We start from the raw sequence: 25,630 nt of genomic DNA on the forward strand, positions 1-25,630 counted from the left end.
GCCCCGCCGCGGGGGGGCCCGCTCGCGTTTCGGTTGGGTTTAAACCCTGCGGGGGGGGGGTGGTTTTTTATGGGGGGGGGGGGGGGGGGGGGGGGGCGGGGGGGGGGGGCGGGGGGGGGGGGGGGGGGGGGGCCCGGGGGGGGGGGCGGGGGGGGGGGGGGGGGGGGGGGGGGGGGCCCCCCCCCCCCCCCCCCCACGACCAGGGTCATGCCGATGGAACGGCGATGCAGCATGGATCAGCGCGCGGTGTAGACGATCTCGACGCGACGGTTCTGCGCCCAGGCTTCCTCGTTGGAGCCGGTGGCGACAGGACGCTCCTCGCCGTAGCTGACCACCTCAAGCTGGCTGGCCGAGCCGCCGGAAGCCTGCAGGGCCGAGTTCACGGCGTTGCCGCGGCGCTCGCCCAGGCCCAGGTTGTACTCGCGGCTGCCGCGCTCGTCGGCATGGCCTTCCAGGGTGATGCGCGAGGACGGACGGTCGCGCAGGTACTTGGCGTGGCAGCCGATGATGGCCTGGAACTCGGGCTTCAGCGCATCCTGGTCGAAATCGAAGTAGACGACGCGCTGGCGCAGGCAGGCATCGGTGTCCAGGTCTTCCGGACCGTACAGGCCGCTGCTGGTGGCCGGCGCGGTCGGGGTGGTCTGCGGAGCCGGCTCGGCGGCCGGCTGCTCCTTGACCTTCTTGGAGCAACCGATGAGGGCAACGGCAGAAAGCAGGGAAACCAGCAGGACGCGGGTGGAGCTGTTCATGATCATTTCCTTGAAGATGCACTCGGGGTGGTTTACGGGTGGTGCAACGCTGTGAATATTACCTATTTTCAACGGGTACTGCGGTAGGGCGACCAGGCCGGCTCGCGGACGTCGCCGTCTGCCAGAACCAGGCGCTGGCGCACCCGGGCGTCGGCCGATACCGCGTACAGCACCCCGCGCCCGCCCTCGCGCGCGGCGTACAGCAACATGCCGGCGTTGGGGGCGAAACTGGGGGATTCGTCCAGGGAGCCGGTGGACACGGTGCTCCAGCGCGGCGACCCCAGGCTGGTGTCCATGACCGCGACCCGGTAGGTGTTGCCGGCCCCCTGCGCCACCGCGATCTTCTTGCCGTCGAAGGAGACCGACGCGGTGGCGTTGTAATTGCCCTGGAACGTGACCCGGCTGGCGCTGCCGCCGCTGGCCGGCACCTGGTAGATCTGCGGGCGCCCGCCGCGGTCGGAGGTGAAGTAGATCGTGCCGCCGTCCGCGCTCCAGGTCGGCTCGGTGTCGATGCCGAAGTGGTTGGTCAACTGGGTCAGTTGCTTGCTGCCCAGGTCCATCACGTAGATTTCGGGGTTGCCGCTGCGCGACAGGGCCAGGGCCAGACGGCGGCCGTCGGGCGAGAACGCCGGGGCGCCATTGATGCCGCGGAAGGCGGACACCAGCTCGCGCGCGCCGGTGGCGATGTCCTGGACGTAGATCGAGGAATTGCCGCGCTCGAAGCTGACGTAGGCCAGCTTGCGGCCGTCCGGGCTCCAGGCCGGCGACAGCAGCGGCTCGGCCGAGCGCACCACCGTCTGCGGGTTCCAGCCGTCCGAGTCGGCCACGATCAGCGCATAGCGCATGGCGTTGCCGGCGCCGTTGGCGGTGACGTAGGCGATGCGGGTCCAGAACGCGCCGCGCACGCCGGTGATCTTCTCGTAGACCGCGTCGGCGATCTGGTGGGCCACGTCGCGCATGGCGCTGGCGCGGGCGGTCATGGCCAGGCCCAGCAGGCGCTCGGAGCGGGCCACGTCGAACAGCTCGTACTCCACCCGGTAGCCGCCGTCGCCGGCGTCCAGCACCCGGCCCACCACGATGTAGTCCTGCTTGAGCTGGCGCCAGGTGGGGTAGTTGATCTCGCCCCCGCGGGTCGGCCGCTCCACCAACTGCGCCTCGGGCAGGGTGCGGAACTGGCCGGAGCGGGCCAGGTCGTCGCGGACCACCTTGGCCACGTCGGTCTCCGGCGCGGCGGCGCTGCCCTGGTACGGCATCGGCACCACGGCGATCGGCAGCGCCGAGGCGTTGCCTCCGATGATGTCGATCTCCAGCGCCTGCTGCTGGGCCATGGCCAAGGCCGGGACCAGCAGGCAGACGAACAGGCAGAACCAGCGCAGCGATGCTTTCATGGGCGAGGCCATAGGGAACTTGGGGGACTTACAGGGATACCAGCCGACGCGTGAACATTTTCGCAATCATGAACGAAAGTAGGGTGAACGCCGACTGCACGCGGTTTCGGAACGGGGCGGCGGCGGGGCTGGGGGCACCACCGCCTGGGGCCGTGGACGGGGCCACGGCCGGTGCCGGGGAGTCGCCGACCGAAGAAGCCGGCTCCCGCACGGGGGACGGCAGGGGCGGGGCTGGCCCGCCGCCCGGCCGGGATCAGCGGTCCCGGGCCTCGAAGTTGAGGGTGAGGTTGCGGTTGAACACCGACTCGAAGCCGCGATAGGGCAACGGCTGCGCGCGCAGCACCGCGGCCTCCAGCGAGCGCTTGCCGGCCTCGTCGAAGGGACAGCCCGGCTGCACCTTGGCGTCGATCACCTCGCCGCCGGGCAACTGCCGGATCAGCAGCGAACACCGCTGGCCCAGCGGCACCGTGTCCGGGCGGATCCACTGGTTGAGCACGGCCTGCTGGATCGCCGCGGCGTACTTGGCGGTGAGGTCCTCGCTGGTGCCGCCCTGCCCCGGCGACCCCTGGCTGGACGCGGCCGGCGGCGCCGGCCGCTGCTGCGCCTGCTGCAACTGGCGCAGCTTCTGCTCGGCCAGCTCGGCCTGGCGCGCGGCCTGCTCGCGCTGGCGGCGGATCTCGGCCAGCTTCTTCTGCCGCTCGGCTTCCTCGGCCTGGGCGGCGAGGCGGCGCTGGTTCTCCGCCTCCTTCTGGCGCTCGCGCTCGGTCAGGTCGATCTGCTCCTGGCGGCGGCGCTCCTCCTGCTCGCGCTCGGCCTTCTCGCGGGCGATCGCGTCGCGCCGGGCCGCGTCCTGGTCGGCGGTATCCGGCTCGGGGATGAAGTCCTGCGCCTTCTGCTGCGGGGCGACCACCGCGTCCTGCGGGCGCGATTCGGGCAGCGGCTGCGGCGGCGGCACCGTCTCCTCGGGCGCCGGCTCGGGCACCGGGGGCGGCAACGGCTCGGGCTTGGGCGCATCCTGCGCCCGCTGCTGTGCGGCACGCAGGTCGGCCGGGGACATCACCAGCGAGGCCTCGATCACCGGCACGCCGGCGGCCGGCTCCACGTGCCGCTGCGGCGACCACCACCAGGCCAGCCAGAACAGCAGTGCCACCGCCACGTGCAGGCCCACGGCCAGCGCCAGCGGGCCGAACAGCCCGCCCTCGCGATCCTGGGAACGATGGTGGAGGGCGTCCGCGTGCATCGCTCAGCGCGCGTCCCCGCCCGGCTGGCTCATCAGGCTCACCCGCGGCACGCCGGCGGCCTGCACCAGCACCATGGTGTCCATGACCTTCTGGTACTCGGTCACGCCGGGCGCGGCGACGAAGACCGGCACGTCCTTGTTCTGGGCCACGAACGCACCCAGGCGCGCGCTCAGCTCGGTGGCGTCTATCGCCTGCGCCTTGCCGTCCTGCAGGGTGAGGAAATAGCGGCCGTCGGCGTCGACGGTGACGATCACCGGGTCCTTCTTGCTGTCCACCGCACGGGCCTTGGACTGCGGCAGGTCCACGTCCACGCTCAGGCTCAGCAGCGGCGCGGTGACCATGAAGATGATCAGCAGCACCAGCATCACGTCGATGTAGGGCACGACGTTGATGTCGGCCTTGAGCTTGCGGCGCTTGCGGACGATGGTCGGGTTCATGGGAAGCTCCCCTCGGTGCGGCAGGGTCGGTGCGGCGCCATCACTCTTCGCCGCCGGCCTGGCGCTGCAGGATCGAGCTGAACTCGTCGGCGAAGCTCTCGTAGCGCTGCGCCAGCCGCTCCACGCGGGCGGTGTAGCGGTTGTAGGCCCACGAGGCCGGGATCGCCACGAACAGGCCGATGGCGGTGGCGAACAGGGCCTCGGAAATGCCCGGCGCCACCGCGGCGATACCCATCTGCTGGCCCTGGTTGACCATGTCGTGCATGGTCACCATGATCCCGAACACGGTGCCGACCAGGCCCACGTACGGCGCGTTGGCGCCGATGTTGGCCAGCAGTTCCAGGTTGCCCTCCAGCAGCCCCACCTCGCGGGTGTAGGCCACGCGCATGGCGCGCTGGGCGCCTTCGAGCTGGGCGCGGCCGTCATGGCGGCGCTTGTCGCGCAGCCGGGAGAACTCGCGGAAGCCGGCCTCGAAGATCGCCTCCAGCCCGCCGACCACCCGGTTGCGGTCGGCCGCCGCCGCGTACAGCTTGCCCAGCTCTGCGCCCGACCAGAACCGGTTCTCGAACTCGTCGGCCGTCTGGTCGGCGCGCTTGAAGTTGCCCAGCTTGCGGAAAATGATCACCCAACTGATCAGCGACCCGGCCAGCAGCAGCAGCACGATCAGCTTGACCGGCAGGCTGGCCCGCAGCATCAGGTCCAGGTAGTTGATGCCGCCATGGGCGGCGGCCGTGGCGGCCGCATCGACCGCGACGGCGGCCGCGTCCTCGGGCAGCGCCTCCACCACGGCGGCCACCAGGGCCAGGGTCGGTCCGATCATCCTTCGATTCCTTCTGTCGCGTTTTCGTGTTGTCGGTGGGTCGCCGCCTGCCGCCGCGGGCGCCGTGGCCGGAACCGGCGGCGCCCGTGGGCGAAAGTCATGCCGTGGGACCGGCCAGCAGCGATTCGAGTTCCTGGTGCAACGCGGCCTCGATCGGACACGGGCGGAAATCCGCCGCGCGCAGCGATGCGACCTTGACCTCGGCGGCCAGCAACAGTTCCTCCCCGCGCAGGATGCGCTGGGAAAACACCACGCTGGCCCGCCGGACCTGGGCCACCTCCGCGGTCACCTGCAGCAGGTCGTCCAGCCGCGCCGGGCGCAGGAAGTCCAACCGCATCGAATGCACCGCGAACACCAGCCCGGACTGCTGCAACGCCTGCTGCCCGCGGCCCATGGCCCGGAGCGCATCGCTGCGCGCCCGTTCCAGGAAGGCCACGTAGCGGGCGTGGTAGACCACGCCCCCGGCATCGGTATCTTCCCAGTAGACGCGTATCGGGATGCTGAACATCGGCTGGCCGCAGGCAGGGGAAACCCGCAAAGCATGACCGTTGTGGGCGTGACGGGCCAGTGGGCGCGCCAGGCGGGCGGGCCGCGCCCAGGAGCGCACGCCCGAAGGCACTCCTACGGAAGCGGCGGCGCCTCTGTGGGAGCGCCCTCGGGCGCGATGGAGTATCGCCGCGGCCTGGCCGGACGGCATCGCGGCCGAGGCCGCTCCTGCAAGAGCACGGCGGCGGCTTCAGTCCTTGGTGACGCGGTTGATCTCGGCCAGGCTGGTGACGCCCTGGCGAACCTTCAACAACGCGGAATGGCGCAGGTCGTGGATGCCCGCCTTCGCGGCCACCTCGGCGATCTGCATCGCGTTGCCGCCGGCCAGAACGATGGCCTGGATGTCCTCGCTCATCGGCATCACCTGGTAGATGCCGGTGCGGCCCTTGTAGCCTTCGGTGCACTCGTCGCAGCCCACTCCCTCGTACACGGTGAAGCCGGCCCTGATCTCGGCCTCGGTGAAGCCTTCGGCCAGCAGCGCGTGCTCGGGCAGCTCCACCGGGCGCTTGCACTTGCCGCACAGGCGCCGGGCCAGGCGCTGGGCGATGACCAGGGTGACCGACGAGGTGATGTTGTACGGGGCGATGCCCATGTTCATCAGGCGGGCGATGGTCTGCGGCGCGTCGTTGGTGTGCAGGGTGGACAGCACCATGTGGCCGGTCTGCGCGGCCTTGATGGCGATCTCGGCCGTTTCCAGGTCGCGGATTTCGCCGACCATGATGATGTCCGGGTCCTGGCGCAGGAACGAGCGCAGGGCCGCGGCGAAGGTCATGCCGCGCTTGTTGTTCTGCTGCACCTGGTTGACGCCGGGCAGGCGGATTTCCACCGGGTCCTCGGCGGTGGAGATGTTGCGGGTGTCGTCGTTGAGGATGCCCAGCGCGGTGTACAGCGACACCGTCTTGCCCGAGCCGGTCGGGCCGGTCACCAGGACCATGCCGTAGGGCTTCTGGATGGCATCCAGGAACAGCTTCTGCTGGTCGGGCTCGTAGCCGAGCTTCTCGATGCCCAGCTTGGCCGCGCTGCCGTCCAGGATGCGCAGCACCACCTTCTCGCCGAACAGGGTCGGCAGGGTGCTGACGCGGAAGTCGATCTGCTTGGTCTTGGACAGGTTGAGCTTGATGCGGCCGTCCTGCGGCACGCGCTTCTCGGCGATGTCCAGTTGCGCCATCACCTTCAGGCGCGCGGCGATGCGCGGGCTGAGCTTGACCGGCGCGCGGGCCACGCTCTTGAGCAGGCCGTCGATGCGCAGGCGCACGCGGTAGTCGGTCTCGTAGGGTTCGAAGTGGATGTCCGAGGCGCCGCGGCGGATCGCATCCACCAGCACCTTGTTGACGAACTTCACCACCGGGGTGTCGTCGCCCTTGGCGTCCACGCCCGAATCCGAGGCGCCCTCGTCGTCGCTGCCGACCTCCAGCGAATCCAGGCCCTCTTCGTCGTCGTCGCCCAGTGCGCCGGACAACTGGTCGCCCGCGCTGTGCCACAGCTCCAGGGTGCGGCGGATCTGGTCCTCGTCCACGAGGATCGGCTCCACCGCCAGGTTGGTGTGGAACTGCAGCTCGGCCAGGGCCGCGGTCTGGGTGGGGTTGCTGGTGCCGACGAACAGCTTGCCGCCGCGCTTGAACAGCGGCAGCACATGGTGCTTCTGCAGCAACTCCTCGCTGACCAGCTTCATCGCGTTGTGGCTGGAGTCGAAGGCCGTGGCATCGAGCAGCGGCATGCCGAACTCGATCGCGTTGGCCGCGGCCAGGTGCGACGGGGCGACCAGCTTCTTATCGGCCAGCCACTGGGCCAGCGGCACCTTGGCTTCGGCGGCGGCGGCCATCGCGGCGCGGGCGGCGGCCTCGTCCATCGCCCCGTCCATCACCAGGCGACGGGCAATGCCGGTGATGCCAACCAGGTTGGCGGATACCACTGCGTTCATTCGGTGTTTCCCCAAGGGTTGCGAGGCAAAAGATAACGCAAACCGCGCGCGGCGAGGCCATTCCCGGGGGGCGGACCGGCGCGGCGGGGCCGGCCCGCCCCGCCGGAGGGGGACGGCGGTGGTCAATACATCGGCATGGCGGCCGCCGGCTGTAGCGTAGCCGGGCCACCGCCCCGCCCCCTCATGCAGGAGCCGTCTTCAGTCGGCGACAAGGCCGGGGAGCCAGCCACGATCGGCCCGCCAACGGGGCGGTCGCCGGCCATGCCCGGCTCTACGGCCAGGCGGGGTCGGCGGGGCGTTCGGGGCCGTCGCGCGGGATGCGCACGGTGAACACGGTGCCCCTCGCGCCCGCGCGCCCTTCGCCGGGGGCGACGCTGTTCACGTCGATCCGCCCGCCCAGGACCTCGGTGACGATCTGGTGGACGATGTGCAGCCCCAGGCCGGTGCCGCCACGGTTGCGCCGGGTGGTGAAGAACGGTTCGAAGATGCGCGCCAGGTCGCCGGCGGCGATGCCGCGCCCGTCGTCGCCGATCTCGATGCGCGCGTGCTGCGGCCCTTCGCCATGCGCGGTCACGCGGATGCGGCCCGGCCCGCCGTCCGGGTACCCGTGCAGCAGGGCGTTGGCCAGCAGGTTGGCGATCACCTGTTCCAACGGGCCGGGATAGGTGTGCATGCCCACGCCCGGCTCCAGGTCCAGCAGCAGCTCCACGCCATCGACCGGCCCGCCGCGGCGCAGGCGAGGGTCGGCATCGAGCACCACCTCGGCCAGGTCGAAACTGCGCTTCTCCAGGCTGCCGCGGTCCACCGCCACCTGCTTGAAGCGCTGCACCAGGGTCGAGGTGCGCTGCAGCTCGCCGTCCGCCAGCGCGCAGGCATCGCGCGCCGAGGCCAGGAAGCCGTCCAGCTCGGAGCGGCGCAGGCCCGCGCCGACCTGCCGCTCCAGCGCCGCCACGCCGGTGCTCACCGTACTCAGCGCCAAGCGTGCGCTGGCCAGCGGCGTGTTCATCTCGTGGGCCACACCGGCCACCATCAGGCCCAGCGAGGACAGCCGCTCGGCGCGCGCCAGTTCCTCCTGCGCGGCGTGCAGGCGCTCGTTCGCCAGGGCCAGGGCGTCGTTGGCCTGGCGCAGGCGCTGCACGTAGGCCGCCTCGCGGGCCAGGCCGCGCGCCTGGCCCAGCACCACCAGCAGGACCAGCGCGGTGCCGACCGCGGCCAGCCCGACCAGGGTCGCCTTCCAGCGCGCCTGCGCCGGTGCCTGCCGGCGCACCAGCACCCGCAACTGGGCGAGCGTGGGGTCGGCATGGGCCAGCAGGTCGCCCTCGCTGCCGCCCCAGGCGGCCTGGAGGGTGGAGAAGGTCCACGCCTGCCAATGGCCGGCCGGGCGGCGCAGCATCGCCTGCCACAGCCGGGGCCGGGTACGCTCCACGGTGCGCTCGGGATGGCCCAGTTGCCAGCCCCAGGCGTCGCCGGGCTCGGGGCCGATCAGCCAGTAGCCCTGTGGATGCACCAGGTACAGATCGAAGCCGCCCTGCCGCGCCTGGTCGCGCAGCCGCTGCAGCAGCACCTCGCCATGGACGTTGACCACGGCCACGCCGCTGCCGCCGCCGGCCAGCGCGAACGGCGAGGACGCGCGCAGGGTGGGACGCAGCGGGCGCTCGATGCGGCCGTTCTCCACGTTCAAGTCCAGCGGCGACAGGTGGACCTGGCCGGGCCGCAGGTTCAGGCCGTTCTCGAAGAACGGGCGCCCGCGCTTGTCCTGCAGCGAGTCCGGCGGCACCTGCCGCACCCGGCCTCGCTCCTGGTCGATCCGCAGCCGCTCGAATCCGCGCTCGTCGATCCAGCGCACCTTGTGGTACTCGCCGCCGGCCGACAGGAAGCTGGTGTAGGTATCCACCAGCGGCGAATCGGACGCCGAGCCCGCTTCCACCAGGCGCGGGGTGAGGTTGGCCAGGAAGCGGGTATCGTCGCGCAGCCGCATGGCCCAGCGCAGCACCGACCGTGCCGCGTAGTCCACCGCATCCTGCCCGGCCCGCCGCTCCGGCGCGCTGACCGCGCGGTCCACCTCGTACCAGAGCAGCGGCAACCCGACCAGCAGCCCCAGCAGCCACGGCGCGGCGACCATCGCCACCCGCCGCGGGTGGGCATGCACGGCGGCCCAGGACTCGCCCAGGTATCGGCGCAGCGCGCCCCGTCCCGGGTCCATGTTCAGCCGCTCCGGCCCTGCCCGCGCAGGCGCAGGAGAAAGGCGTCCAGCGGCTCGGGCCACGCGTACAGGTAGCCCTGCGCGCACGGGCAGCCATGCCGCTGCAGCCAGCGCGCCTGCGCCTGCGTCTCCACGCCCTCGGCCACCACGTCCAGGCCGAGCCGGCGGCCGAGCGCGATGATCATGTCGGCCACGCTGTTCCCCGCGCCCTCCTCGTCGATCTCGGCGGTGAAATGCCGGTCCAGCTTGAGCCGGCTCACCGGCAGCGAGTGCACGTAGCGCAGCGAGGAGTAGCCCGTGCCGAAATCGTCCACCGCCAGCGGGAAGCCGAGCCGGCGCAGCCGCGCCAGCATCTCGCGGCCGGCCTGGTAGTCGCTCATCACCGCGCCCTCGGTGATCTCCAGCTCCAGCCGCCGTGGCTCGATCCGGTAGCGCGCCACCAATTCCACCAGTTCCTCGTCGAACTCGCGGCGGCGCAACTGCAGCGGCGAGACGTTGACCGACAGCGGGATGTCCGGGAACCCCGCCCGCTCCATCGCCTGCAACGCCTGGCAGGCCTGCTCGATCACCTGCCGCCCCAGCGGCACAATCAGGCCGCTGGCCTCGGCGATGGGAATGAACCGCGCCGGCGGCACCGGCACGCCGCCCTCGGACCAGCGCGCCAGCACCTCGGCGCCGACGATGCGCCCGTCCTCCAGGCACACCTGCGGCTGCAGCGCGATGTGGATGCGGCCTTCGCGCACCGCGCGGTAGAGCGCGCGCGACTCCAGGAAGCGCGCGCGGTTCTCGGCCTCGCCCTCGGCGCGGTACTCGGCCACCTCGTGGTGGCCGCCGGCGCGGGCGCGGCGCAGCAGCAGCAGGCCGGTGGCAACCGCGCCGCTCGCCGCGCCGCGATAGGCATCCAGGTCCACCCGGGCCGCGTCCACGCCGAGGAACGGCAGGGCATGGTCGTCCTCGCCCTGTTCCAGCTCGGCGACCGGGTCGGTGACCAGGCTGGCGCTGGGGCCGAGCACGGCGAAGGTGCCTTCGTGCAGCCGCGCCACCATGCACGGCGGCGGATACAACTGGCGCAGGCGCCCGGCCATGCGCTCCAGCAGCAGGTCGCCCTGCTCCGGTCCCAGCGCCAGGCTGCTGTGGATGTACTGGTCCAGATCCACCACCAGCAGGCCGCAGCCGCGCGGCACCGGCATGGCCAGCATCCGCTCCAGTTCGCGCTGCAGCGCGTTGCCGTTGGGGATGCCCAGCAGCGCGTCGCAGTAGGCGACCTGGTCCAGCCGCGCGGCCAGGTCCACGTTGACCAGGCCGGCGTTGGCATGGGTGGCGAACACCCGCAGCAGCTCGCGTTCCTCCTCGTCCAGCAGGCGCCGCGTGGCCAGGTACACCGCCGCCTGCGGCGCCAGTTCGCCGCCGTCGAAGAACAGCACCTGCCCGGTGGGCGTCTCGATCGAGGCGCGCGTACCCAGCGCCTCCAGCAACAGGCCGCGGATCTGCGGGTCGTCGATGTCTTCCAGCGGGCGGGTCCGCAGCCCGGCGAAGCGGCCGGCGGCGCCGACCACGCGCGCGCTGGACAGGGGCGCGTCGCGGCGCTCGGTGCGCACACACACCACCCCGTCCGGCGGCACTTCGAGCAGTTCGGCCAGCTCGTGCAGCATGTGCCCGGAGAACTCGCCCAGGTCGTGCAGCCCGGCCAACTGGCGCCCGGCCTGCACGATCTGCTGCAGGCCGCGCTTGGCCCGGCCCAGCGCGCGGATCTCGCGCCAGGTGCGCAAGGTGCCGGTGACGATGCCCTGCAGGCGCTCGCGGTACAGGTCGGTCTTGAGCCAGTAGTCGCTGATGTCCAGTTGCTGCAGCGTCTGCTTCATCGGCGCCATGCCGGGCTGCCCGGTGACCAGGACGATGCGCACCTCGGCGTTGCCCAGGTGCTCGCGCACGCTGCGCACCAGGCGAAGGCCGGCGTCGTCGCTCTCCATCACCACGTCCAGCAGGATCGCCGAGACATCGGGCGTGCGCGCCAGCAACTCCTCGGCCTCGGCGGCGGAGGAAGCGGTGAGCAGCCGCAGCGGGCTGTCGTCGAAACGGAAATCGGAAAGCGCCAGGCGCAGGGACTGCTGGAACGCGGGATCGTCGTCCACGCTCAACACGGTGAGCGGTGCGGACGACGGGGCGCCCTCACGGTCGACCGGCTCGGGCCGGAAATCGAACATCCTGTCACCGCCCGGTGGGGCGTTACCGCTCATGTCCTACCCCCTTCGGCGATTGGCCGGGTCGACACGTGCCCGCGCAGCCTAACCCATGTATGCGTCGTGGGCGACCCGGGAGCCAGGCCGGACGCATGGCCCCTGCCGCACCCCTGGCCTGCGGCTTGCGCACTCCGTGGATGCCGGCGCAGCCGTACACCGGCACGACCCGTTGCGGCCCCCTCACCAGCCTCGGGGGGCGCCTGCAACGGAAGCGGCGAACCGGCCCGCTCGACGCCCGCCTACGGGCCCCGACGGACCCGCGCCTGCGCATCGGCCACCTCCCTGGCCTCCCGCGGCGCGATCTCCAGTTCGCGGCACTGCCCGTCCCAGCCGGACAGTGCCTCCAGCGTGCGCTCGATGTAGCCGTCCACGTCGAGGAAGGCGAAGGGCTGGCAGACCTTGCGCAAGGCCGCGCGCGAGGGGGTACCCGCACCCGCGAAGGCGGTCGTGTGCTCGCTGGCCGCTCCCTGGAAGTGCGAGAACGTCAGGTCGTAGGCCGGGGCCAGGCGCCATCGTCCTTCGTCGTGCAGGAACGCGAAGTTCTTCGCATGGTCGTCCCATGCGCAGCGAGTCGAGCACCCGCGCCGTAGCGTCGCGATACACGTCCTGGGCCGCCTGATACAGGCGCGCCAGGTCCAAGCGGCCAACCAGCGGCGCCTCGTGCGCCGGCCGGTACTCCAGGGCCCCATCGCGCGGTCGCCCAGGTAGGCCGGCCGATCCAGGGGCGAAACCGCAGGACGTTCGATCCCCCGTTCCCGGAAGACCTGTCCATCAGCAGCAGGCCCCCGCCATCGGGGAGCGAATCGGCGAATGCGCCATGCAAGCCCTGGAAATCTGCGGAGCGGCGTCGAAGCGCATGTTCAACGGCGACAAGGCGAAGCCATCCGCCAGCCACGCCGGGGCGTAGGCGAAGAACAGGCCCCGGCGCGGCGCCATCACCAGCTCGCCCACGTACCGGCCCGCCAAGGCCACGCGCAGGTGGACGACCGGTTTCATCGCCGTCCCCGCAGACGCGTGCCGCGCTTGAGTTCGTCCAGCGAAGCCGGCCGGCCTTGCCACGTCGCCGGCAGCACTCTCAGTCATGCGCCATCCGCCATGTTGGCGATGTGGCGCGAACGCGGCTCGCCTGCCGCCGCGGCCCTGGCATCGATCCGCTTCAGCACGCACCGAGGGGGGGATATCCACGCGCTCCGCCGTGTCGTCCCACCCCTTCAGAGCAACTCCCTGCGCAACTCCGCCGCCGACTTCGGCGACAGCCATCCCGGGGGCACGTCGAACACCGTCTTTGCACCGGCCTGGCCGGCCAGGCCCATCCGGTGCACGGCACGCGCGTAGGCCACGAGTACGCTGGCGGTGAATTGCGGGTTGCTGCCCAGGGCGAGGCCGTACTCGATCACCTGGGCCTGGTCGGCACTGGTATTGCCGCTGCGGATGACGAACCCGCCGTGCGGCATGGCGCCATGGTCGCGCGCCAGTTCCTCGGCGGAAATGAAATGCACCGTGGTGTCGTACTGGTCGAAGTAGTGCGGCATGGACACGATGGCCTGGCGCACCTGCTCGGCATCCGCATCCTGCGCCAGCACCACGTAGCATTCGCGCACGTGCCGCTCGCGCACGGACAGCTCGGGACGTGCCCCGCCACGGACCCGGGCGATGGCCTCCTCGGACGGGATCGTGTACTGCACCCCGCCGGCCACGCCGGGGACGCGCCGGACCGCGTCCGAATGCCCCTGGCTCAGCCCACGTCCCCAGAACGTATAGGTGGCGCCGTCCGGGAGCAACGCTTCGCCGAAGACACGGTTGATCGAGAACAGGCCCGGGTCCCAGCCGCAGGCGATCAGCGCGGTCCGGCCACCCGCGCGCGCCTGCGCATCGACGGCGTCGAAGTACTCCGGGATGCGCGCATGCGTGTCGAAGCTGTCGACGGTGTTGAACCTGGCCGCGAAGGCCGGGCCCTGCACCGGCAGGTCGTCCTTGGAGCCGCCGCACAAGATGAGCACATCGATATCGCCATCGCGCCCGTCCAGCGCATCGATGCCGAAGACCGGCGTGCCCGGCTGCAGCGGCACCACGTCCTGCGGCGAGCGCCGGGTGAAGATGCCGACCAGCGACATGTCCGGGTTCTTGCCGACGGCCGCCTCCACCCCGCGCCCCAGGTTGCCGTAGCCGGCGATTGCGATACGAATGGCACCACTCATGATGTTTCCTGATTCTCCAAGGACAGAGCCCGGCGGGCGCCCTGCACGAACGCAGCCGCGGCGCCCCAGCGCCCACTGGCGCCGGGTCGAGCCGTGCATTGTCGCCCAACCCTATCGTAGGAGCGGCCTTGGCCGCGACAGGCTTGCCCAGTGCCGCCGCACGCGGAAAGCCGCCACGCACGCGCACCTCCCCGCAGGAGCGCCCTCGTACGCGACGCCCCCGACCCACCAACCGCATCGCCAAGGCCGCTCCCACCCCGGGCACCCGCCCCCTACTCTCCCCGCAAGTGGTGTTCGATCACCGCGAGCGCCACGACCCCCATGCCCTCCAGGCTGCCGGCGTGCGGCTGCAGCCGGGCCAGCCAGCCGCGGCCTCGCCGCTCGAACGTGCGGACGTCCCAGTAAGGCAGCACGTTCTCGCGGTACATCGCCACGGTAGCGGCGTACTCGCCCAGGACCTGGGCATACAAGGTTGCCAGCCGCCGGAACATTGGCCGGTGCGCCGGATGCAGCGGCGCCAGCCCGTCCAGGACGTCGGCCATCGATTGCGGCACAGGCAGGGCGGGGTTCCCTTCTCCGGTAGCCGGCACCGTCAGCAGCCGCGCCTCCAACAGCTCCATCTCGCGCGAGAGCGCCTGCAGGCTGCGCAGGTGCTGCTCGGCAATGGACCGTTCCTCCGCCTGCCGGATCTGCCGGCCTTGCAGCAGCAGGGCCAAGACCAGGCCCACTACGCTGAACACCGCCAGCAACGGCCCGGCCACGCCGCCGAAGTAGTCGCCGAACTGGGCCCAATCCGTGGCGTTGCCGCTGATACGCCCGCCGACGAACCACCAATAGGGAATCGCCACGCCCATGACCACCAGGACCGCCATGACCACCAGCGCACCTGCGATCCAGGCCAGGCCGTCGAACTCGGCCTCGTCCCAGGCTTCGCGCCAGCGACGCAACCGCGCACGCATCCGGTCCAGACCGACCATATGTACCTTCCCCCAGCCACACTGCAGCTTAAGTTGGGTCAACCGCGTTACCGCCAGCGCATATAACCGACCATTGGGCGGAGCACGGTCGCAGCCGCCATCGGATTATCACGCGCCCATTGCGCCCGGAATCCGCAGCTTATGCGGCACCGCGAACACACGGCCCGAGAATAGTGCAACCCCGGCCGGCAGCATGGCAGTATCTGCCGCCGGGACCCGAGCCCGGTAGTCCGCCCCGAACCCACCGTCTTGAACCTCCATGAACCGCTGGAAAGCCTTCGCACTGCACCTGCTGCTCAGCCTGATCCTGATCTCCGGCATCGCCCTGGCCGCGCTGCTGATCTGGTACCCGCACGGCCTGTACCGCATCTCCGGCCTGGACCGGCTGATGCTGGTAATGCTGTGCATCGACGTCACCGCCGGGCCGCTGTTGACCCTGATGATCTACAAGCCCGGCAAGTGGGGCCTGCGTTTCGACCTGAAGGTCATCGCCCTGGTGCAGGCGGCCTTCCTGGCCTACGGCCTGCACACGCTGTGGCAGTCGCGGCCGGTGTTCCTGGTGGGCACCGACGTGCGCTTCACCCTGGTGTCGGCCGCCGACATCGATCCCGAGGACCTGGCCAAGGCCGCGCGGCCGGAATGGCGGCGCCTGCCGTGGAACGGCCCGCACCTGGTGGGCGTGCTGCCGCCCGCCGACCCGGAACAGCGCGAGGCCCTGCTGAAGACCTTCATGAAAACCGGCCGCGACCAGGAGCAACTGCCCGACCAGTACCGCCCCTACGCGGAAGTGGCACCGGTGATCCTGGGCAAGGCCCAGCCGCTGGAAGGCCAGGAAGCCGCGCGCATCGGCCCCGATGCGCGCGGCCTGCCGATCTATTCGCGCGACGACGACGCCTGGATGTCGATCGACCCGAAGACCGGCGAGCCGGGCAAGGTGGTGCGGCCTTGAGCAGCGGCACCCCACTATAGGAACGGCCTTGGCCGCGATGCCTTCGCGAGGCATACCCGGCAAGCCCATCGCGCCCAAGGGCGCTCCTACGTCGTGCCAGGGGCGAATACCCAGCGGCGGTCCAGCCGGTACTTGAGCACGTAGCCGACCACCAGCCCCAGCACACCGCCCAGGTAGCGCATCGCGTCGCTGGCGAAGGCCAGGTGGAACGCCAGCTCGGTGCCCCAGAACACCGCCGTGGTCGCCAGCCCCATGACCGTGTAGAGCACGAACGTGCGCGCCTCGTGCACCCGGTCGCGGGAGACGTGGCGGAAGATCCAGCGCTTGTCGAGCACGTACTTGGCCACCAGCCCGGTGGCCGTGCCGCCGAGGAGGGACAGCAGCACCGCGCCCGGCCCGCCGTACACGGCCATGCATGCCGCCTGGGTGCCGATGTTGACCGCGATCGACAACGCCGCGAACAGCGCGTACAGCCCGGCGATGCGCCACGCCGCGCTCACAGCCGCAGCCGCCGGAACACCGGTTCGGGGATGTGGGTGATGACCCGCATGATCCCCCACCAGAACCACGGCAGGTACGCCACCGCGCGCCGCCGCGCGATGGCCCGCGCAATCCCGCGCGCCACCGCCTGCGGGCTGGCCCACAACAGCCCCTTGCGGAACTCCCGGGTCATCGGCGTATCCACGAAACCCGGCTTGACCGTCAGCACGTTCACCCCGCTGCCGCGCAGGCGCTGGCGCAGCCCGCTGGCATAGGCCGTTACCGCCGCCTTGGCGCTGCCGTACAGGTAGTTGCTTGCGCGCCCGCGATCCCCGGCCACCGAGGAAATCACGGCCAGGGTGCCCTGCCCCTGTGCTTCCAGGCGCCGCGCGGCCGCCGCCATCAGGGCGAGGGTCGAGGTGCCGTTGGTGGCGAATTCACGCAGCGCCAGCGCCGGATCCTCCGCGCAAGCCGCGTTGTCCGGCAACGTGCCGTGCGCCAGCAGTACCACGTCCACGCTGCCGCCCAACTGCGACCAGGCCGCGTCCAGCAACGCCTCGTGCCGCTCCAGCGCGTTCACGTCCAGCACGAAGGTGGCCACCTGCCCGGCACCGCGCACGCGTAGATCCGCGGCGATGGCCTCCAGCCGCTGCGCCGACCGCCCGGCCAGCAGCAGCGCACTGCCAGCCGCCGCCTCCCGCCGCGCGTAATGCTCGGCGATGGCCGAGGCCGCGCCGACGATGAGAATCCTCTTCATGCCTGCTCCACCGATTCGAGTCGCCTGCGCAGCCGCCGCAAGCGCTGGCGCGATGCCACCGGCGGAGCGCATGGGCGGGCTTGTCGGCGGGACGGGGGACTGTTGCTCATCATGAGTGCTTCCTGGGGAATATCAACGATGGGATACAAATTGCGACTCTCGCCTACCCCGTGACCCGGCGCCAGAAGCCGGAGGAAAACCTCGGGTCCAGATGCTCGCGAAAACGGCCCAGGTTGGGAAAGGAAGCCTGGAACATCGCCGGCGACATCCGCGCGTCCTTGGCCGGGTAGACGGCGCCCCCGGCGGCCATCACCACCCCGTCCAGCGCATCGAGCAGATCCAGGGTGGGCCGGCCGCGGAACGGGAAGTCCAGCGCCAGGGTCGTGCCCGGGCGCGGGAACGACATCAGTCCCGGCGCCACCCGGTGGCCGAACTGCTTGAGCACGCCCAGGAACGAGCCCTGCCCGCTGGCTGCGATGCGGTCGAGGATCTCGGCGATGGCCGCTTCTTCGGCGGCCGGCGGCACCACGCACTGGTACTGCAGGAAGCCATGCGGCCCGTACATGCGATTCCAGTGGCCGATGCCATCCAGCGGATAGAAGAACGGCCGGTAATGCTGCACCCGCCGGCGCGGCTCGGAGGGTGCGCGGCGGTAGTAGAGCGTATTGAAGACGCGCAGGCTGATCCCGTTGACCAGGGAGAACGGCGGCACGAAGGGCATGCCCGGCACGCGCCGCGGCGGTGCGGGCGCCCGCACTCCGCTGGCCGCATGCGACCCATGCGAGTACACCCCCCGGCCCAGCGCCGCATCGCGCGCCAGGCAATCCACCCACGCCACCCGGTACTCGCTGGCGGCCGTTTCCCGCGACAGCGCGAAGAACTCCGGCAAACGCCCGAACCGCCGCGTCTCCACCTCCATCGCCGGCCCGTGTACCCGCCGCAACTGCAACCGGGCGCGCACGATCGCACCGGTCAATCCCAGGCCGCCCACCGTGGCCCGGAACAGGCCCGGCTCCACCGCCGGACCGCAGACATGGCGCGTGCCGTCGCTGCGCAGCAACTCCAGCTCCAGCACGTGGTCGCCGAAGCTGCCGGCGGTCGCATGGTTCTTGCCATGCACGTCGTTGGCGACCGCCCCGCCCACGGTGACCAGGCACGTCCCCGGGGACACCGGCAGGAACCAGCCCTTGGGCAGCACGAGGTCGGTGATCTCGGCCAGCAATGCCCCTGCCTCGCATTCCAGCACCCCGGTTTCGGCATCGAAGCCGATGAAGCGGTCCAGCCCACGTGCATGCAGCAGCACGCCGCCAGGGTCGAGGCAACTGTCGCCATAGCTGCGGCCGTTGCCGTAGGGCAGCGCATGCCTCTCGAACCCCGGCAAGGGCCCATTGCGATCCTGCAGCGGCGCGATCCGCTGCGTGCCGGGCGCAGGCAGCGGATAACGGCCCCAGGAAGTGCCGGCAGCGGGCATCAGTGCACTCCCCGGCCTAACCGGCTGGCGGGCCGGAACACCACCCCTGCGTTTGCCGGCGGGCCCACGACCTGCATATTTCCCGTCGCCATTCCCACCGGATTTCGCCCCCACGCAGCATCCGCCATGCTACCTGTAGGGCGTTCTCGGGCGCATGCCTTCTGCGGCGATGCCATCCGTCCGGCTGAGGCCGCTCCCACCGTACCTACACGCCGGGTACGGGCGGGCCTCTTCTCGATCGGACCCGCGTCCCTCGCAACGGCCGCAGCCTGCCTCAGATCGCCCCCAATACCGCCAGCGCGCATAGCCCGGCCACCGCCTGGCTGACCGGATCGGTCACGGCAAAGACCACCGGGTCGTCATGCATCTTCCCGCGATGGGCCACCGACCAGGCACGGCTGACCCAATACAGCAGCAGCGGGCACAGCAACCACAGGAACTTGGGCCGGGCATACAGCGCCACACTGTCCGGACTGTTGATGTACAGCGCCAGCACCAGCACGGCGATATAGCCCGACGCCCCGCCCAGCGACTGCAGCAGCGGCAGGTCGGTGGTGGCATAGCCACGGCCACTGGCTTGGTCGCGCCCATCGGCCGCCAGCGCCGCCAGTTCCGTATAGCGCTTGAGGATGGCCAGGCTGAGGAACACGAACATGGAGAACGCCAGCAGCCAGAACGACAGCGGTACCGAAATGGCGACCGCGCCCCCGATGATCCGCAGCGTGTACAGCCCGGCCAGCACCATCACGTCCAGCATCTCCACGCGCTTGAGCCACAGCGAGTAGGCCACCGTGGTGAGCCAGTAGACCCCAAGCACTGCAGCGAAATTCGGTGCCACCCACCAGGCCAAGGCAAAACCGGCCACCGTCGACAACGGTGCGATCAGCATCCCATGCAGGATCGGGATCCGACCCGAGGCGAAGGCCCGGTTGCGCTTGCGCGGATGCTGGCGATCGGCCTGCAAATCCAGCAAGTCGTTGAGCACATACACGCCCGAGGCGCACAGGCCAAAGGCAAGAAAGGCTAGCGTCGACTTGAGCGCCGAGGCGGCGTCGAGGAACTGGTGCGCCGCCAACAGCGGCACGAAAACAAGAAGATTCTTCAGCCACTGGTGCAACCGCAGGGCCTTGGCCCACACCAGCGCGCCTACTGGCTCCCTTGGCAGATGCCCCCCGATTTCCGAAACCCGGGCAGCGGCATCCAGCAGGGAACGGGAACCGTTGACCACCCAGGCCCGACGCGCATGCCGCCAGACGTGCAGATCGAACCGGTGGTTGCCGAAATAGTCAAAGCCTCCCTCACCAAAGCGCTCGACCAATGCCCTTGCCTTGGCCCGCCCGCCCAGATTGGTCACCCCATCGCTTGCCAGGACTTCATCGAAAACCCCCAGATGCTCGGCCACTGCGGTCGCCACCCGCACGTCCGATGCGGTGCACAGCACCCGGCGGCATGCCTGCGTCGCTCGAAGGTGGTCCAGAACACGGCCGTCATAGCTCATCAGCGCGACATCCAGCGATACCCTGCTGGCGATGGCCGCCTTGAAATAGGCCTTGCCCCTGAGCAGCCAGAACGGGAAAAGGCATACCAGCAGCGGGTTCCTCTTCAGGAGGGCGAACACCGTTTCGTACAGCATGTCGCCGTGCAGGAGGGTACCGTCCAGGTCGACACACAGCACTCGCCCACCGCCAAGCTGGATGCCCTCGGCTTCAGCGGTGTCAGAGCCTGGCTTAACAGCATTGAAGGGCTTCAAGAATCGAGCACTCCGAGCAGGGTTGTCCTGCCCTCCAAGAGGGCAGCGCGATGTCTATCCAACATATCCGGGCCGCACGCGCAAGCTGGGCACCGGGTCACGATCCCACCGATTAGGCCCAATAGCCCCCAAGCCACAGCAAGCAGATGATTTACCAGCCCGGCGAGGTCCGCAACCCACAGTCCGCCGGGGGCCACTCTCAAGCCGGCACTAGGCGCACGCACGCCATCGACGTCACCGCCTCTCACCCAAAGAATCCAGCCATACTTCCGGAAGCAGCCTTCGGCATTGGGGACGATTCATGCACCTGCTGGTTTGTGGCGGCGCTGGTTACGTCGGCGCCCATGTTGCCCTCGCCCTGCACAGGCGAGGCCATTCGGCGACGGTCCTGGACAACCTCAGTACCGGGCATCGCGAGGCCGTGCGCTGGGGACCGCTGTTCAAGGCCGACCTGCTCGATATGACGCAGTTGGACCAGGCCTTCGCTTCCCGCCGATTCGATGCGGTCCTGCATCTTTGTGCCCGTTCCCTGGTCGCCGAGTCGAGTACGGATCCATACGCCTACTACGAGAACAACGTCCAAGGCACCTTGAACCTGCTCAGAACCATGCGCCGTCATGGCGTGGACAAGATCGTGTTCTCCTCTACGGCCGCTGTCTACGGCCAACCTGAAACCGATGTCATCGGCGAGGACCACCCGAAATCGCCCATCAACCCGTACGGCGCATCGAAGCTCATGGTCGAACGCATCCTTGCCGACGCAGCGCACGCCTACGGCCTGCGGTCCGTGAGCCTGCGCTACTTCAACGCAGCAGGATCGGCGCATGACCAGGGAATAGGCGAAAGCCACAGCCCAGAGACCCACCTAATCCCCAACGTACTTCTTTCGATTACGGAACCAGACAAGCCGCTGAGGCTCTACGGACTCGACTACCGGACCCCAGATGGAACCTGCATCCGGGACTACGTACATACGCTGGACCTGGCCGACGCCCATCTAGGCGCCCTGGAATTCCTGCAAAACGCCGAAGGCGCCCACGCGTTCAACCTCGGCAATGGCACCGGCTTCAGCGTCATGGAAGTGATCCAAGCCGCGGAACGCGTCACGGGCCGTCCGGTTCGATGGGAATCGGCTCCCAGGCGCGCAGGTGATCCACCTATACTGGTTGCATCCAGCCAGAAGGCACGCACGGCCTTGGGCTGGGCCCCCGCCCTCTCCGATATCGACCAGATAGTTTCCAGCGCATGGCGATGGCACCTCAACCGGAGCTATTGATTGCAGGCTTTCGGTGATTAAGGGACGATGTGATCGAGTGGGGCAGAACGGCCCATCTGGGTAAGGTTTGGCGAATGATTGCGGGGAGCAGGATGGGTACGATGGCTATCCTCGAGGAATCGGTACGGACCACTGACGTTCCGGGTTCCCACCTGCGGCTGTCGGTCGTGACCCCCTGCTTCAACGAAGAAGATGTCATCGGCGAAACCTACTTGCGCTTGACCGGCGTGTGCCGGGAAATTTGCGGAGAGGACTACGAAATCGTCTTCGTCGACGACGGCTCGAACGATTCGACATGGACCAAGCTGGAGGACATCGCACACGCCGACCCGCGGATCGTCGCCCTCAAGCTGTCGAGGAACTTCGGGCACCAAGCGGCCCTGACCGCCGGGCTCCAATTGGCGCGTGCCGATCGGGTAATGATGATCGATGCCGACCTGCAGGACCCTCCCGAGTTGCTCGGGGGCATGCTGGCCAAGATGGACGAAGGGTTCGACGTGGTCTATGGGAAGCGGATCGAACGAGAAGGCGAAACCCGGTTCAAGAAGGCCAGCGCCAGCGTCTTCTACCGTGTGCTGAGCAAGCTGACCGAGGTGGATATCCCCCAGGACACCGGCGACTTTCGCATCGTCAACCGGAAGGTGCTGGATGCCCTGCTTTCGCTGCCTGAGCACCATCGTTTCGTGCGCGGCATGGTTGCCTGGCTCGGCTTCCAGCAATATGCCTTCCCTTACGTCAGGCAGAAGCGCTTCGCCGGCACTACGAAATACCCATTGCGAAAGATGGTCAGGCTGGCCATCGATGCGATTACGGGATTCTCCGTAAGGCCGCTGCGAATCAGCATCTGGTTCGCGATGGCGGCGTTGACGGCATCCCTCGCGCTCATCGTCTACACGTTCGTGTCTTGGCTGCTGTTCGACACGGTAAAGGGCTGGGCCAGTCTGTTAATCGCCATCTCGATTTTCTCGGCCGCAAATTTCCTGTGCCTTGGAATCTTCGGAGAATACCTTGGACGCCTATTCACCGAATCCAAGCGACGTCCACTTTTTCTAATCGATGAAATCAAGGTTGGCAAAACATCCGCAGCATGCGGAATAGCCACGAAGAACAAGTGAGGCCGTGTAGATGAGCACCCTTGGAGCGCAGGCATGAACTCAGCTACCGATCCCCCGGAACGCCTTTCGGTGCGGAGCACGGAGGAGGATTTCTCGGCCAATTTCGGCAGGATCAGAAGGGAAATCAGAAACGGGGAAAATATTGCGCTGGATGATTTCATCAAGACCCTTGCCCCTCGTTATTGGGTTGTTTACCGCGACATTGGCGCAGGGTATGTTCTGATATTGGCAACCGTCATTCTTGCGGCGATTGCCGAGCAAGGCGGAATGCCGATCGCCGCCGTTGCTTTGATTTCCGGCCTGACCATTGGCTACTGGATAGCATACCTCCAGCTATTCATTCACGAAGGAGCCCACTGGAATCTGGCCGAAGATCGCGCAAGGAGCGATCTTCTCGCCAACTTGCTGATCGCCTGGTGGGCCGGCCAAGAGATCAATGCGTATCGCAAGATCCACTTCCAGCATCATCGCTCACTGGGAAAGACCGATGATTCTGAACGCACCTATTTCTCCCCCCTCAATCCTGCTTTCATCATGAAAGGGATATCAGGACTGCTGGTTCTGGCGGTATTCACGACCCGTAGATCCATCGTCGACACAAAAGTCCAGGCCCGCGAAAAGCAATCGGCAGGCGGCTTATCCATCCGTGCTTGTGTAATCGCGGCAGGTGTCGCTATACACGCCACCATCGTGAGCACAATGCTTTATCTCGGCCTCTGGGGAGTCGCCATAGGCTGGGTCATGGGAGTTGGCGCGTTCTTCCCATTCTTTGGAGCAATGCGGCAACTGCTGGAGCATCGCTCCGATCTGGCGAGTTCCGCCATCGACTACACCTCCACGGACCATGGCCCCCACACACGGATGTTCAGCGACAACTGGTTCGATAGGACATTCGGCGGGGCAGGCTTCAATCGCCACTTGCTGCATCATTGGCTGCCCATGATTTCTTATACGCGCCTGGGCGATCTCGAAAATTTCCTCCTTGGCACTTCCTTGAAATCCATAATCGAAAGCCGAAGGACCACATATTTTCGCGCATTTCGGAAGCTGTTCCATGTCCACTAAAAGCGGGACCTGCCCGATTTGCGGCAGTGAAGGCACCCTCTACGCACAAGCGCGCGACATTGAATATTTCTCCACTCCCGAAGCATTCGATTATCGCCTGTGCAGCACTTGCGACCTGCTATTTATCGACCCCGTTCCGGCCGACAGGCTGAATGAAATCTATCCGGATAATTATTATTCCTTCGTTGCAAACGAATCCGGGAAAAATTTGGTCACTAAATTTAAGGAGTGGCTGGACAAGCGAAGCTTTCGTGGATTCCTGTCCGGAATTCCAGGACCTCGCCTGAATGTCCTCGATGTAGGTGGCGGCAGTGGCTGGCTTTCCGACCTGATCCGCGGCATTGACTCACGGGTTTCGAAGACCCAGATCGTAGATCTAGATCCAGGTGCTCAAGCTGTCGCCGAAAGGCATGGACATGACTATTTTTGTGGGCGCATAGAGGAATTCGAAACCTCTGATCGCTACAACGTTATTTTGCTACTTAATCTGATAGAGCATGTCGACGACCCAGTCGGGGTACTGCGGAAAGCGGCTGGCCTGCTGGCTCCTGGCGGGCGGATATATATCAAAACGCCGAACTTCCGCGCATGGGATGCACGCATTTTTAGGCACGGTAGCTGGGGTGGATATCATTGCCCACGACATTTCGTACTCTTCTCGCGCAAAAGCTTCCGTACTGCCGCCCAAATGGCGGGGCTGGATGTCATCGATTTTTCCTACACGCAAGGAGCCCCCTTCTGGAGCGTTTCCATGCTGGATGCTCTGCGGCGTGCGGGGATAGCCACGGTGTCTGCAGAAAGGCCCGCGGTATACCACCCCATCATGCCCCTGCTGCAGGCGGCAGGCGCTGCGCTCGACTTCGCGCGGAAGCCGTTTTTCCCCCTCTCCCAGATGATCGTTCATCTTGGCAAGCCATAAGTCATCCGCCTTTGGTCAATCTCGGGCCCGTTCAACAAACGCCCATTTTTCGCAGAGAAAATAGAAGGTGATGGTGTAGATCGGCAGTCCAGCAAGACTGCCTATGATCTTTTGGATGCTGAATTGATAGACCACTAGATACACGACGATGAGATTAGCGGCGAACGCGATAGCAAAACAGGTGATGAATCTGAGTGCGTTCCTAGGCGTTTGCGATTGGCCGAATGTATATCGGCTATTCAGTGCATAGCTCAAAAGCAAACCAAAGGCATAGCCGACTGCGTTGGCAACGATCGGATTGCCGATGGTTGCGGTAACCACCACGACTATCGCCGCCCCGACTAGAGTGACGAGCAACCCCACTAGCGCAAATATTGTTAATCGCCGACTACGCACGCGCATACGCTACGTACTGGGCGCCCAGTGGAAGCCACCCCAAGTGCCGCTCGAAAGGACGCATAAGGGAAAGGAATCTTGGGAAAAACACTATGTAGTCGATCGAAGCGTCCTTCATACCCGCCTGCGACAACAGTGAAAGCGACTCTTTACGGGACAGAAGAATTGCATCCTCATCAAATTCGCAACTCCTGACCGCATGTCGTGTAAGTGGATTTAAGGGATTGTGCTCGAAGATAAAGAAGGTGGCCCCGGGCTTCAATACACGGCGGATCTCTTTCGTCCAGAGCTGGCGCTCACCCGGCGGGATGTGGTGATAGACGCAGGCGGCCATTACTAGGTCCTGTGACTGATCCGGCAGGGGTATCCTCCCATCCGTCAGAAGGGAGAATTCAACCTGAGGATTGCTTTGCCGGGCGACCTGCAGGCTCTCGCTTGACACGTCGGCACCACGCAGCTCCGCGTTCGGGAATACCCGGGCCAAGTGCGGAAGCGAATTTCCGATGCCACAACCGAAGTCCAAGACCGATAAACGCTTCTTCGTGGCGTTCGCGCCCAGGGAGTCGGCGATGTACTTGATCTTGTATTCTGCAAAATATGCCGGCTCTTCCCCACTCGTCTTGATGCTGCCCTTATGCAGTGCGTCATAGCTTCCCGCATAGGCGTCAAACTGCGGCTTCTCTTCTTGACTCATACTGCATGGCTCCGTGAGAGATACCGATCGAGGCCGTG

Annotated in this window: 24 protein-coding genes; 5 read left to right on the forward strand and 19 right to left on the reverse strand. The window is 67.8% G+C overall.

Translation table 11 applies throughout. The annotated features are described in order from the left end of the window. Positions 1–236: 236 nt before the first annotated feature. The 13 genes from pal to HNR76_RS14380 form a co-directional block, all read right to left on the reverse strand. On the reverse strand, positions 237–749 hold the full coding sequence (gene pal, locus HNR76_RS14325) for a peptidoglycan-associated lipoprotein Pal (protein ID WP_162312027.1): 513 nt from the start codon (positions 747–749) through the stop codon (positions 237–239). 68 nt (positions 750–817) lie between these two features. Further along, positions 818–2,137 carry a Tol-Pal system beta propeller repeat protein TolB gene (gene tolB, locus HNR76_RS14330; RefSeq protein WP_162312026.1) on the reverse strand — a complete coding sequence of 440 codons (1,320 nt, stop codon included), beginning with the start codon at positions 2,135–2,137 and terminating at the stop codon, positions 818–820. A gap of 253 nt (positions 2,138–2,390) precedes the next feature. After that, positions 2,391–3,377 (reverse strand): cell envelope integrity TolA family protein, encoded by a 987-nt coding sequence (locus HNR76_RS14335; RefSeq protein WP_162312025.1) that lies wholly within the window; start codon positions 3,375–3,377, stop codon positions 2,391–2,393. 3 nt (positions 3,378–3,380) lie between these two features. After that, complete coding sequence (gene tolR / locus HNR76_RS14340; protein ID WP_162312024.1) at positions 3,381–3,815, reverse strand: protein TolR; 435 nt, start codon at positions 3,813–3,815, stop codon at positions 3,381–3,383. A gap of 40 nt (positions 3,816–3,855) precedes the next feature. After that, positions 3,856–4,635, reverse strand: a complete 780-nt coding sequence (tolQ, locus tag HNR76_RS14345; RefSeq protein ID WP_162312023.1) for a protein TolQ — start codon at positions 4,633–4,635, stop codon at positions 3,856–3,858. Positions 4,636–4,732: 97 nt separating this feature from the next. Further along, complete coding sequence (gene ybgC, locus HNR76_RS14350; protein WP_162312022.1) at positions 4,733–5,143, reverse strand: tol-pal system-associated acyl-CoA thioesterase; 411 nt, start codon at positions 5,141–5,143, stop codon at positions 4,733–4,735. 228 nt (positions 5,144–5,371) lie between these two features. Then, positions 5,372–7,102 (reverse strand): type IV-A pilus assembly ATPase PilB, encoded by a 1,731-nt coding sequence (gene pilB, locus HNR76_RS14355; protein ID WP_162312021.1) that lies wholly within the window; start codon positions 7,100–7,102, stop codon positions 5,372–5,374. A gap of 271 nt (positions 7,103–7,373) precedes the next feature. Next, positions 7,374–9,305 carry a sensor histidine kinase gene (locus HNR76_RS14360; protein ID WP_162312020.1) on the reverse strand — a complete coding sequence of 644 codons (1,932 nt, stop codon included), beginning with the start codon at positions 9,303–9,305 and terminating at the stop codon, positions 7,374–7,376. Positions 9,306–9,307: 2 nt separating this feature from the next. Further along, positions 9,308–11,509, reverse strand: coding sequence for an EAL domain-containing protein (locus HNR76_RS14365; RefSeq protein WP_162312019.1), 2,202 nt, complete (start codon positions 11,507–11,509; stop codon positions 9,308–9,310). 275 nt (positions 11,510–11,784) lie between these two features. Then, complete coding sequence (locus tag HNR76_RS15325; RefSeq protein WP_211373192.1) at positions 11,785–12,192, reverse strand: HipA domain-containing protein; 408 nt, start codon at positions 12,190–12,192, stop codon at positions 11,785–11,787. 124 nt (positions 12,193–12,316) lie between these two features. Continuing rightward, positions 12,317–12,628: a HipA N-terminal domain-containing protein gene (locus HNR76_RS15330; protein ID WP_211373191.1), complete on the reverse strand. Its 312-nt coding sequence runs from the start codon at positions 12,626–12,628 to the stop codon at positions 12,317–12,319. A gap of 128 nt (positions 12,629–12,756) precedes the next feature. Beyond that, entirely contained in the window at positions 12,757–13,743 is a 987-nt protein-coding gene (locus tag HNR76_RS14375) for a diaminopimelate dehydrogenase (RefSeq protein WP_162312018.1), read from the reverse strand. A 272-nt stretch (positions 13,744–14,015) separates the two neighbouring features. Beyond that, entirely contained in the window at positions 14,016–14,720 is a 705-nt protein-coding gene (locus HNR76_RS14380; RefSeq protein ID WP_162312204.1) for a hypothetical protein, read from the reverse strand. Positions 14,721–14,979: 259 nt separating this feature from the next. Between HNR76_RS14380 and HNR76_RS14385 the strand changes: the two genes are divergently transcribed. Continuing rightward, the gene (locus HNR76_RS14385) at positions 14,980–15,669 is read left to right on the forward strand and encodes a type IV pilin accessory protein (protein WP_162312203.1); all 690 of its coding nucleotides are present in this window, start codon (positions 14,980–14,982) and stop codon (positions 15,667–15,669) included. Positions 15,670–15,755: 86 nt separating this feature from the next. Here the strand turns inward: HNR76_RS14385 and HNR76_RS14390 are convergent, their stop codons facing one another. The 4 genes from HNR76_RS14390 to HNR76_RS14405 all read right to left on the reverse strand — a co-directional run bounded on the left by HNR76_RS14390 (position 15,756) and on the right by HNR76_RS14405 (position 20,049). Then, a complete protein-coding gene (locus tag HNR76_RS14390) occupies positions 15,756–16,169 on the reverse strand; it encodes a GtrA family protein (protein ID WP_162312202.1) in 414 nt (137 codons plus the stop codon). Continuing rightward, on the reverse strand, positions 16,166–16,906 hold the full coding sequence (locus HNR76_RS14395; protein ID WP_162312201.1) for an SDR family oxidoreductase: 741 nt from the start codon (positions 16,904–16,906) through the stop codon (positions 16,166–16,168). The genes HNR76_RS14390 and HNR76_RS14395 overlap by 4 nt, the downstream gene beginning before the upstream one ends. Positions 16,907–17,069: 163 nt before the next feature. Further along, positions 17,070–18,377 (reverse strand): FAD-binding oxidoreductase, encoded by a 1,308-nt coding sequence (locus HNR76_RS14400; RefSeq protein WP_162312200.1) that lies wholly within the window; start codon positions 18,375–18,377, stop codon positions 17,070–17,072. 274 nt (positions 18,378–18,651) lie between these two features. Next, positions 18,652–20,049, reverse strand: coding sequence for a UbiA family prenyltransferase (locus HNR76_RS14405; protein ID WP_162312208.1), 1,398 nt, complete (start codon positions 20,047–20,049; stop codon positions 18,652–18,654). A 379-nt stretch (positions 20,050–20,428) separates the two neighbouring features. Here HNR76_RS14405 and galE point away from each other — a divergent pair, with 379 nt between their 5' ends. The 4 genes from galE (at position 20,429) to HNR76_RS14425 (ending at position 24,502) form a co-directional block, all read left to right on the forward strand. Beyond that, positions 20,429–21,403, forward strand: a complete 975-nt coding sequence (galE, locus tag HNR76_RS14410; RefSeq protein WP_162312199.1) for a UDP-glucose 4-epimerase GalE — start codon at positions 20,429–20,431, stop codon at positions 21,401–21,403. A 101-nt stretch (positions 21,404–21,504) separates the two neighbouring features. Next, entirely contained in the window at positions 21,505–22,518 is a 1,014-nt protein-coding gene (locus HNR76_RS14415) for a glycosyltransferase family 2 protein (RefSeq protein WP_162312198.1), read from the forward strand. A gap of 33 nt (positions 22,519–22,551) precedes the next feature. Then, on the forward strand, positions 22,552–23,583 hold the full coding sequence (locus tag HNR76_RS14420; protein WP_162312197.1) for a fatty acid desaturase: 1,032 nt from the start codon (positions 22,552–22,554) through the stop codon (positions 23,581–23,583). After that, positions 23,573–24,502, forward strand: coding sequence for a class I SAM-dependent methyltransferase (locus HNR76_RS14425; protein ID WP_162312196.1), 930 nt, complete (start codon positions 23,573–23,575; stop codon positions 24,500–24,502). Before HNR76_RS14420 ends, HNR76_RS14425 begins: the two co-directional genes overlap by 11 nt. Positions 24,503–24,517: 15 nt before the next feature. Here the strand turns inward: HNR76_RS14425 and HNR76_RS14430 are convergent, their stop codons facing one another. Continuing rightward, positions 24,518–24,865 carry a GtrA family protein gene (locus HNR76_RS14430; protein WP_162312195.1) on the reverse strand — a complete coding sequence of 116 codons (348 nt, stop codon included), beginning with the start codon at positions 24,863–24,865 and terminating at the stop codon, positions 24,518–24,520. Between the two features lie 25 nt (positions 24,866–24,890). Then, positions 24,891–25,592: a class I SAM-dependent methyltransferase gene (locus tag HNR76_RS14435; RefSeq protein ID WP_162312194.1), complete on the reverse strand. Its 702-nt coding sequence runs from the start codon at positions 25,590–25,592 to the stop codon at positions 24,891–24,893. Between the last annotated feature and the right edge of the window lie 38 nt (positions 25,593–25,630).

Source organism: Pseudoxanthomonas broegbernensis, assembly GCF_014202435.1.
Lineage (GTDB): Bacteria > Pseudomonadota > Gammaproteobacteria > Xanthomonadales > Xanthomonadaceae > Pseudoxanthomonas > Pseudoxanthomonas broegbernensis.